The 8,414-nt window shown below is 60.9% G+C and carries 4 protein-coding genes; 3 read left to right on the top strand and 1 reads right to left on the bottom strand.

Features of this window, described 5'->3' with window-relative positions; all coding sequences use genetic code 11:
* On the bottom strand, window positions 1–2,970 hold a 2,970-nt coding region (locus tag AD666_RS04960), incomplete at its 3' end, for a retention module-containing protein (RefSeq protein WP_156315912.1).
* 358 nt (window positions 2,971–3,328) lie between these two features.
* Between AD666_RS04960 and AD666_RS04955 the strand changes: the two genes are divergently transcribed.
* Genes AD666_RS04955 through AD666_RS04945 form a run of 3 tightly spaced genes read left to right on the top strand, consistent with a single transcriptional unit; the run spans window position 3,329 to window position 8,229 of the window.
* Complete coding sequence (locus tag AD666_RS04955; protein ID WP_053148160.1) at window positions 3,329–4,678, top strand: TolC family outer membrane protein; 1,350 nt, start codon at window positions 3,329–3,331, stop codon at window positions 4,676–4,678.
* Window positions 4,679–4,715: 37 nt separating this feature from the next.
* Complete coding sequence (locus tag AD666_RS04950; protein ID WP_053148159.1) at window positions 4,716–6,872, top strand: type I secretion system permease/ATPase; 2,157 nt, start codon at window positions 4,716–4,718, stop codon at window positions 6,870–6,872.
* Window positions 6,862–8,229, top strand: a complete 1,368-nt coding sequence (locus AD666_RS04945; RefSeq protein ID WP_053148157.1) for an HlyD family type I secretion periplasmic adaptor subunit — start codon at window positions 6,862–6,864, stop codon at window positions 8,227–8,229. The genes AD666_RS04950 and AD666_RS04945 overlap by 11 nt, the downstream gene beginning before the upstream one ends.
* Window positions 8,230–8,414 lie beyond the last annotated feature (185 nt).

Below are 8,414 nucleotides of genomic sequence, written 5' to 3'. Positions count from 1 at the left end.
ACCGCCTTCGGTAATGGTTTCGCTGGCGCTCAGCGTCAGGCCGGTAGTGTCCGCCGAATCGGTGATCGTGGTGACCGCAGGCGTGTTGCTAGGCACCAGATTTTCGAAGTTGCCGCCGGTTGCGCCGGTAATCGTAGTGCTGACAGTGCTGCCGTTGTTGTAAACGTCGTTCGCTGGGGTATCGACGGCGACGGAGCCCGTGGTTTGGCCGGCAGCGATAGTAATGACCGCGCCATTGCTCAAGGTGACGGTGACTGGCGTCTGCGCCGGGTTGGTCAGCGTAGCGGTGTAGGTGATCTGACCGCCTTCTGTCACTTCATTGGAAGCAGACAAGGTCAAGCCAGTGATGTCCGCCGAGTCAGTAATCGTGGTGACCGCAGGCGCGGTGCTCGGTACCAGGTTTTCGAAGTTGCCGCCGGTTGCGCCAGTGATGGTAGTGCTGACAGTGCTGCCGTTGTTGTAGACGTCATTGGCCGGGGTATCGACGGCCACAGTGCCGGTAGTTTGCCCAGCAGCGATAGTGATGATCGCGCCGTTGCTCAAGGTGACGGTGACTGGCGTCTGCGCCGGGTTGGTCAGCGTCGCGGTGTAGGTAATCTGGCCGCCTTCGGTCACTTCGGTAGAAGCCGACAATGTCAGGCCAGTGGCGTCCGCCGAGTCAGTAATCGTGGTCACCGCAGGCGTGGTGCTCGGCACCAGATTTTCGAAGTTGCCGCCGGTTGCGCCGGTAATCGTAGTGCTGACAGTGCTGCCGTTGTTGTAGACATCGTTCGCTGGGGTATCGACGGCCACAGTGCCGGTAGTTTGGCCGGCAGCGATAGTAATGACCGCGCCATTGCTCAAGGTGACGGTGACTGGCGTCTGCGCTGGGTTGGTCAGCGTGGCGGTATAAGTAATCTGGCCGCCTTCGGTCACTTCGGTAGAAGCAGACAGGGTCAGGCCAGTAGTGTCCGCCGAATCGGTAATCGTGGTCACCGCGGGCGTGGGGCTCGGTACCAGATTCTCGAAATTACCGCCGGTCGCACCGGTAATCGTGGTACTGACGGTGCTGCCGTTGTTGTAAACGTCGTTGGCTGGGGTGTCGACGTTAATGGAACCGGTGGTCTGGCCGGCAGCGATAGTGATGACCGAGCCATTGCTCAAGGTGACGGTCACTGGTGTTTGCGCTGGGTTGGTCAGCGTAGCGGTATAAGTAATCTGGCCCCCTTCAGTCACTTCGGTAGAAGCAGACAGGGTCAAGCCAGTGGTATCAGCCGAATCGGTAATCGTGGTGACCGCAGGCGTGGTGCTCGGCACCAGATTCTCGAAATTACCGCCGGTCGCACCGGTAATCGTGGTACTGACGGTGCTGCCGTTGTTGTAGACGTCATTGGCCGGGGTATCGACGGCCACAGTGCCGGTAGTTTGGCCAGCCGCAATGGTGATGACCGCGCCGTTGCTCAGGGTGACGGTGACCGGTGTCTGCGCTGGGTTGGTCAGCGTGGCGGTGTAGGTGATCTGACCGCCTTCTGTCACTTCGGTAGACGCCGACAAGGTCAGGCCAGTGGTGTCCGCCGAGTCGGTGATCGTGGTCACCGCAGGCGTGGTGTTCGGTACCAGATTCTCGAAGTTACCGCCGGTTGCGCCAGTGATGGTAGTGCTGACAGTGCTGCCGTTGTTGTAGACGTCATTGGCCGGGGTGTCGACGGCCACAGTTCCGGTAGTAGCGCCGGCAGCGATAGTAATGACCGCGCCGTTGCTCAAGGTGACGGTGACCGGTGTCTGCGCTGGGTTGGTCAGCGTGGCGGTATAGGTAATCTGGCCGCCTTCGGTCACTTCGGTAGATGCAGACAAGGTCAAGCCAGTGGTGTCCGCCGAGTCAGTAATCGTGGTCACCGCAGGTGTAGTGCTCGGTACCAGATTTTCGAAGTTGCCGCCGGTTGCGCCAGTGATGGTGGTGCTGACAGTGCTGCCGTTGTTGTAGACGTCGTTCGCTGGGGTGTCGACGGCCACCGAGCCAGTGGTTTGACCAGCAGCGATGGTGATGACCGAGCCGTTGCTCAAGGTCACGGTCACAGGCGTTTGCGCCGGGTTGGTCAGCGTCGCGGTGTAGGTGATCTGGCCGCCTTCGGTGACCGTATTGCCTGCGGTCAACGTGACGGTGGTGGTGTCGACTGTATCGGTGATCTGGGTTACCGCCGGTGCGGTAGGCAGAGTCACGGCGATGCCGCTGCCGCCGGTGGTGCCGGTAACGGTTACGCTGATCTGGCTTGGGTCGTTGTAGACGGTGTTGTTCGGTGCCAGTGGGACGTTGACGGTGCCGGTGGTTTGTCCGGCGGGAATCACGATCACCGAGCCATTGGACAGCGTCACAGTCAGGTCGGTCAGCGGCGCCTGGGTCACGGTCGCCGTGTAAACCAGCACGCCGCCGGCTTCGGTCAGGGTTGGCGTGGCGCTCAGGGTCATCGTCGCATTGACGACGGCGTTGGCGGTCGTGTCGGCGGTGGTATCGCCACCCAAGGTGTTGTCATCGGTAGCGGCAGCCGCCGCGAGACCTTCCGTCGGGAAACCGATAGTCGGGTCGACGCTTCCAGCCGTGGCATCCAGCACTACCACGCTATGGCCGCCCCCGGCGGTCCCGCCTGCGCTCGCTTCGCCAGCGCCGGCTGCGGTCGCTTCGAGGGCTGTCGTCGGGTCGACGCCCGCCGCAATGGCTTGCTGCAATTCTTCTACGGACGGCGCGGCCTGGGCAGTGGCCTGCGCAAGATCGGTAGATGAGTCGGGCGCGTTGGCGCTCCACTGGGTGTCGCGACCCAGGTCCAGGGTGCGGCCATCGGCCAGGTCCAATGTGACGGCCCCGGCAGGCCCGGTGTCCAACTGGTCGCCGGTGTACAGGCGATCACCTTCAATGAGTACGCGCCGGATGCCCTCGGGGGATACGGCGAAAACCTGACCAACAATGCTTTTGACGACGGCAACAACACTGCTCATTGAAGACTCTCCGGGTGCCACGCTCTGTAGACTTCCATGGACCCGGCAGCTTGTGGCTGAAGTGGTCTGGACGTTTTCGATTCTGTAGATGAAATATTTTGACGTATTAAATCGTCAATATTTTGGCTTGTTTTTTCGTTTTATTTGTTCATGCCAAAGTATTGACCTTCTGCGGCCCATCCTAAACAATCAAGCCAGTAATGTCACATTGATATTTAAGCGGCGGCCTGTTCTTTCGGTGCAAGATTCAGTACCTGTTTCGAACTTTCCGACATACGGTCATTCCGGTTGCCATCATCCGATGCAGCGCCACGTTTCGCTGTGATCCACGACAAGAGTTTTCGGGAAATTTCCAACCATGCGTTCGCATCTGCTCAAGGCTTTACCTTTCGCCCTCGCCGCCAGTTTCGTACAAGCACAAACCTTGCCGCAGGCCATGCAACAGGCACTCGATGTCCACCCTGAAATCCAGGCCGGCGTGAACAGCCGACTGGCAGCCGACTATCAATTGAAGGCAGCCAAGGGCGGCTACCTGCCTAGAGTGGACCTTGCAGCCGGATACGGCCGTGAAGGTACAGACAGTGTTTCCACCCGCTCGGGCAGCAATAATCACTGGGAAACCCTGAACCGCAGTGAGTCGAGCCTGCGTCTGTCGCAAATGGTTTTTGACGGTTTTGCGACGTCCAGCGAAGTGGGGCGTCAACAAGCCAACGTCAACTCACGTGCGTATTCGCTGCTGGATGCTTCCGAGCGCACCGGGCTGACCGTGGCCCAGGTCTACCTGGATGTGCTGACCCGTCGCGAGTTCGTGCGCCTGGCCGAGGAAAACCTCAAGAGCCACGAGCGTATCTTCGACCAGATCAAGCTGCGCACCGAGCGTGGCGTAGGCAATCGCGCCGACCATGACCAGGCCGAAGCACGCGTGGCCCAGGCACGCAACAACCTGATCACCGAGCAAACCAACCTGGCCGACGCGGAGACCAACTACCTCAGCGCCGTGGGCCAACTGCCCGACCAACTGGAGCGTCCCGCCGATTCCATGGCGCTGTTGCCGGCCAACCTGAACGAAGCCCGTGCGCAAATGTTGGAGAACAGCCCGGTATTGCGTTCGGCCGAGGCGGATATCGCCGCCGCAGAGCAGCAATATGAAGCCGCCAAGTCGAGCTTTTACCCTCGCTTCGACGCCGAGCTGGGCCGCACTGCCGACAACGACCTGGACGGCCAGAACGGTCACAACAATGAATGGCAAGCCATGCTGCGCATGCGTTTCAACCTGTATGCCGGCGGCAGCAACAAGGCAGACCTGGAGTCCAAGTCCTACCTGTCCAACCAGGCCCTGGACATCCGCAACAATGCCCTGCGCCAACTGAATGAAGAACTTGGCCTGGCCTGGAACGCCTTGAACAACGCCAACACCCAGATACCGATTGCCCAGCAGTATGTGGACCGCAGCGCCAGCGTGCGCAATGCTTACCAGAAGCAGTTCAGCCTTGGCGAGCGGACCCTGCTCGATCTGCTCGACAGTGAAAATGAGCTGTTCAGCGCTTCGCGTCGCCTGGCGGAAATCAAGAACGTGCAGCTGTTCACCCAATACCGAATCAAGGCAACCATGGGCCAGTTACTCAAAAGCCAGGGTGTAGTCGCGCCGTTGGCATCCGTTGTGCAGACTGACGTGAAACCCAAGGTCCAGTTGCCTGGGATGAATTGAGTCATCCATCCAGTTTGATCAGTAAAGAGTGCAGAGCGTGGAATCAGAAGTCAGTCGAGTCGAACTAGTCCATGACCCGCGCACGCTGCACGACGACCCGTTGCTGGACGGGTTGCTGGCACTCTGCATGCTGCATCAGAAGCCCGCCAGCGCGGCGATGCTCACCACCGGCCTGCCGCTGCCCAAGCAGCGGCTGAGCGTCGAATTATTGTCGCGCGCGGCGGCCCGGGCTGGTTTGCAGGGGCGGGTACTGCAACGCCGGCTCGAGCAGATTCCGGCCATTGCGATGCCTGCGCTTTTGCTTCTCAAAGAAGGCCGTAGCGCCGTGCTGCTGGGCTGGACGGAGGATGATCGGGCGCGGTTGCTGCTCAGTGAAAGCGACGGTGGCGAAGTGACGGTCAGCCGTGAGCTGCTGGCGGATGACTACAGCGGCAAGGTTTTCTTCGCCCAGCCGCAACATAAATTTGACGTGAACCACGGCACGCTCATCCCCCGGGCGCGCTCCTGGTTCCGTGACACCCTCAAGCGTTCCCGCTGGCTGTACGCCGATGCCATCGCCGCCAGCCTGCTCATCAACATCATCGCCATGGCCGCGCCGCTGTTCGTGATGAACGTCTATGACCGCGTGGTACCGAACCAGGCCGAGGCGACCCTGTGGGTGTTGGCCATCGGCATCACGGGCGCCTACGTGTTCGACCTGATCCTGAAAATGTTGCGCAGCCTGTGCCTGGACCTGGCCGGCAAGAAAACCGACCTGATCATTTCGGCAACGCTGTTCGAGCGGATCGTCGGCATGGCCATGAAATACCGACCGGCGCGGGTCGGCAGCTTTGCCCAGAACATCCATGAGTTCCAGAGCCTGCGGGATTTCCTCGCGTCGCTGACCCTCACCAGCCTGATCGACCTGCCGTTCACGCTGTTGATCCTGATGGTCATTGCGATCATCGGCGGACACCTGGTGTGGATTCCGGTCGTGGCGTTCCCGCTGGCCCTGTTGATCGGCTACGCCTTGCAGAAGCCCCTGGTGGCAACCATGGAGCGGACCATGGCCCTGGGCGCCGAGCGCCAGTCCAGCCTGATCGAGACCCTGGCCGGCCTGGATGCGGTAAAGGTCAACAACGCCGAGAGCGAGCGTCAGTATCAGTGGGAGCAGACCATCGGCACCCTCAGCCGCCTCGAACTGCGGGTGAAGATGCTGTCCGGGCTGGCGATGAACATCACGTTGCTGATCCAGCAGTTGGCCGGCGTGGTCATGATCGTCTTCGGCGTCTACCTGATCATCGCCGGTAACCTGAGCATGGGTGGGCTGGTGGCCTGCTACATGCTCAGCGGCCGCGCCCTCAGCCCGTTGGCTTCGCTGTCGGGCCTGCTGACCCGCTACCAGCAGGCGCGGGTGACCATGACTTCCGTCGATCAGATGATGGAGCTGCCTCAGGAGCGCAATTTCGACGAGCGTCCGTTGAGTCGCAACGTCCTGCAGGGCGCCATCGAATGCCGCCAGTTGAGTTTCACCTACCCGAATCAGCAGAACGCTGCGCTGAAGAACATCAACCTGGTGATCAAGCCCGGCGAGAAGATCGGCATCATCGGCCGCAGCGGCTCGGGCAAGAGCTCCCTGGCCAAGTTGCTCGTGGGCCTTTACCAGCCGGACGACGGCGCCTTGCTGGTGGACGGCGTGGACATCCGCCAGATCGATGTCAGCGAATTGCGCTACAACGTCGGCTACGTGCCCCAGGACATCCAGCTGCTGGCCGGTACCCTGCGGGACAACCTGACCTCCGGTGCCCGTTACGTCGAGGATGAGCTGGTGCTCCAGGCGGCGGAGTTGGCGGGTGTGCATGAGTTCGCACGGCTGCATCCGCAGGGCTATGAACTGCAAGTGGGTGAGCGCGGGCAGAACCTGTCCGGCGGCCAGCGTCAGAACGTCGCCCTGGCTCGTGCGCTGCTGCTCAATCCGCCCATCCTGTTGCTGGATGAACCCACCAGCGCCATGGACAACACCGGTGAGGAACGTTTGAAACAACGCCTGGCTGCCGTGGTGGAAAACAAGACGGTGCTGCTGGTGACGCACCGGGCATCCCTGCTGTCGCTGGTGGACCGTCTGCTGGTGGTCGACCGTGGGCAGATCCTGGCCGACGGCCCGAAAGCTGCCGTAATGGAAGCGTTGAAGAAGGGGCAGATCAGTGTTGCTTAAGTCGGGTTTCAAGGGGGCCGTAGGCCGTTACTTCAAAGGCTCCGACTCGCTGCACGGCCAGCCGCTGCCCGAGGTCAACAAAGCCTTGATCGAGGATGCTCCCCGTGTGGTGCGTCTGACGATCTGGGGCATCATTGGCTTCTTCGTGTTCCTGGTGCTGTGGGCCAATTTCGCCGTGGTCGACGAAGTGACCAAGGGCGACGGCAAGGCGATTCCCTCGTCCAAGATCCAGAAAATCCAAAACCTGGAAGGCGGTATCGTCGCCGAGCTGTTCGTCAAGGAAGGGCAGATCGTCGAGGCCGGTGCGCCGTTGATTCGCCTGGACGACACGCGGTTTGTCTCCAACGTCGGGGAAACCGAGGCCGACCGCCTTTCCATGCTGTTGCGGGTCGAGCGCCTGAGCGCCGAGGTCGAGGACCGGCCACTGAATTTCCCGGCCGATGTGCTCAAGGCCGTACCGGGCCAGGCGGCCAGCGAAGAGTCGCTGTACATCAGTCGTCGCCAACAACTGCACGATGAAATCGGCGGGTTGCAGGAACAGTTGGTCCAGCGCCAGCAGGAATTGCGCGAATTCGTTTCCAAGCAGGCGCAATACCGTTCCGGCCTGGCGTTGCAACGCCAGGAAATCAACATGTCCGAACCGCTGGTGGCCCAGGGCGCGGTTTCGCCGGTGGAAGTGCTGCGACTCAAGCGCGCTGAAGTCGAAACCCGTGGACAACTGGACGCCACGACGCTGGCGATCCCCCGTGCCGAATCGGCGATCAAGGAGGTGCAACGCAAGATCGACGAAACCCGCGGCAAATTCCGCAGCGAAGCCCTGACACAGCTCAACGAGGCACGCACCGATCTGAATAAGGCCCAGGCCACTGGCAAGGCCCTCGAAGATCGGGTGAGTCGCACCCTGGTCACCTCGCCGGTGCGGGGTATCGTCAACAAGATGCTGGTGAACACCATCGGCGGGGTGATCCAGCCCGGCAGCGACCTGGTGGAAATCGTGCCGTTGGACGATACGATTCTGGTAGAAGCGAAAATTCGTCCCCAGGACATCGCCTTCCTGCACCCCGGCCAGGACGCCACGGTGAAATTCACCGCCTATGACTACACCATCTACGGTGGACTGAGGGCCAAGCTGGAACAGATCGGCGCCGACACCATCACCGACGAAGACAAGAAAACCACTTACTACATCATCAAGCTGCGCACGGAGCGTAGCCACTTGGGCACTGATGAAAAACCGCTGCTGATCATCCCTGGCATGGTGGCCTCGGTGGACATCATCACCGGCAAGAAAACCGTGCTCAGCTACCTGCTCAAACCGATCATCAAGGCACGGGCCGAGGCACTGCACGAGCGATAAGGCTGCGCCTCATCCTGTGGGAGCGGTGATCCCCCCGTGGGAGCGGTACCCCCTGTGGGAGCAAGGCTTGCCCGCGATGGCGGTGAGTCAGCGACAGATAGGTGTCTGATCTGGCGCTATCGCGAGCAGGCTCGCTCCCACATCAGGTTCTTCATTTTCAGGCTGAAAATCATATATATATTCCT

It is taken from the genome of Pseudomonas sp. Pf153, assembly GCF_001269775.1.
Lineage (GTDB): Bacteria > Pseudomonadota > Gammaproteobacteria > Pseudomonadales > Pseudomonadaceae > Aquipseudomonas > Aquipseudomonas uvaldensis.
The sequence above is the reverse complement of the archived record's forward strand: the minus strand, read 5'-3'. Positions and strand labels throughout refer to the sequence as shown.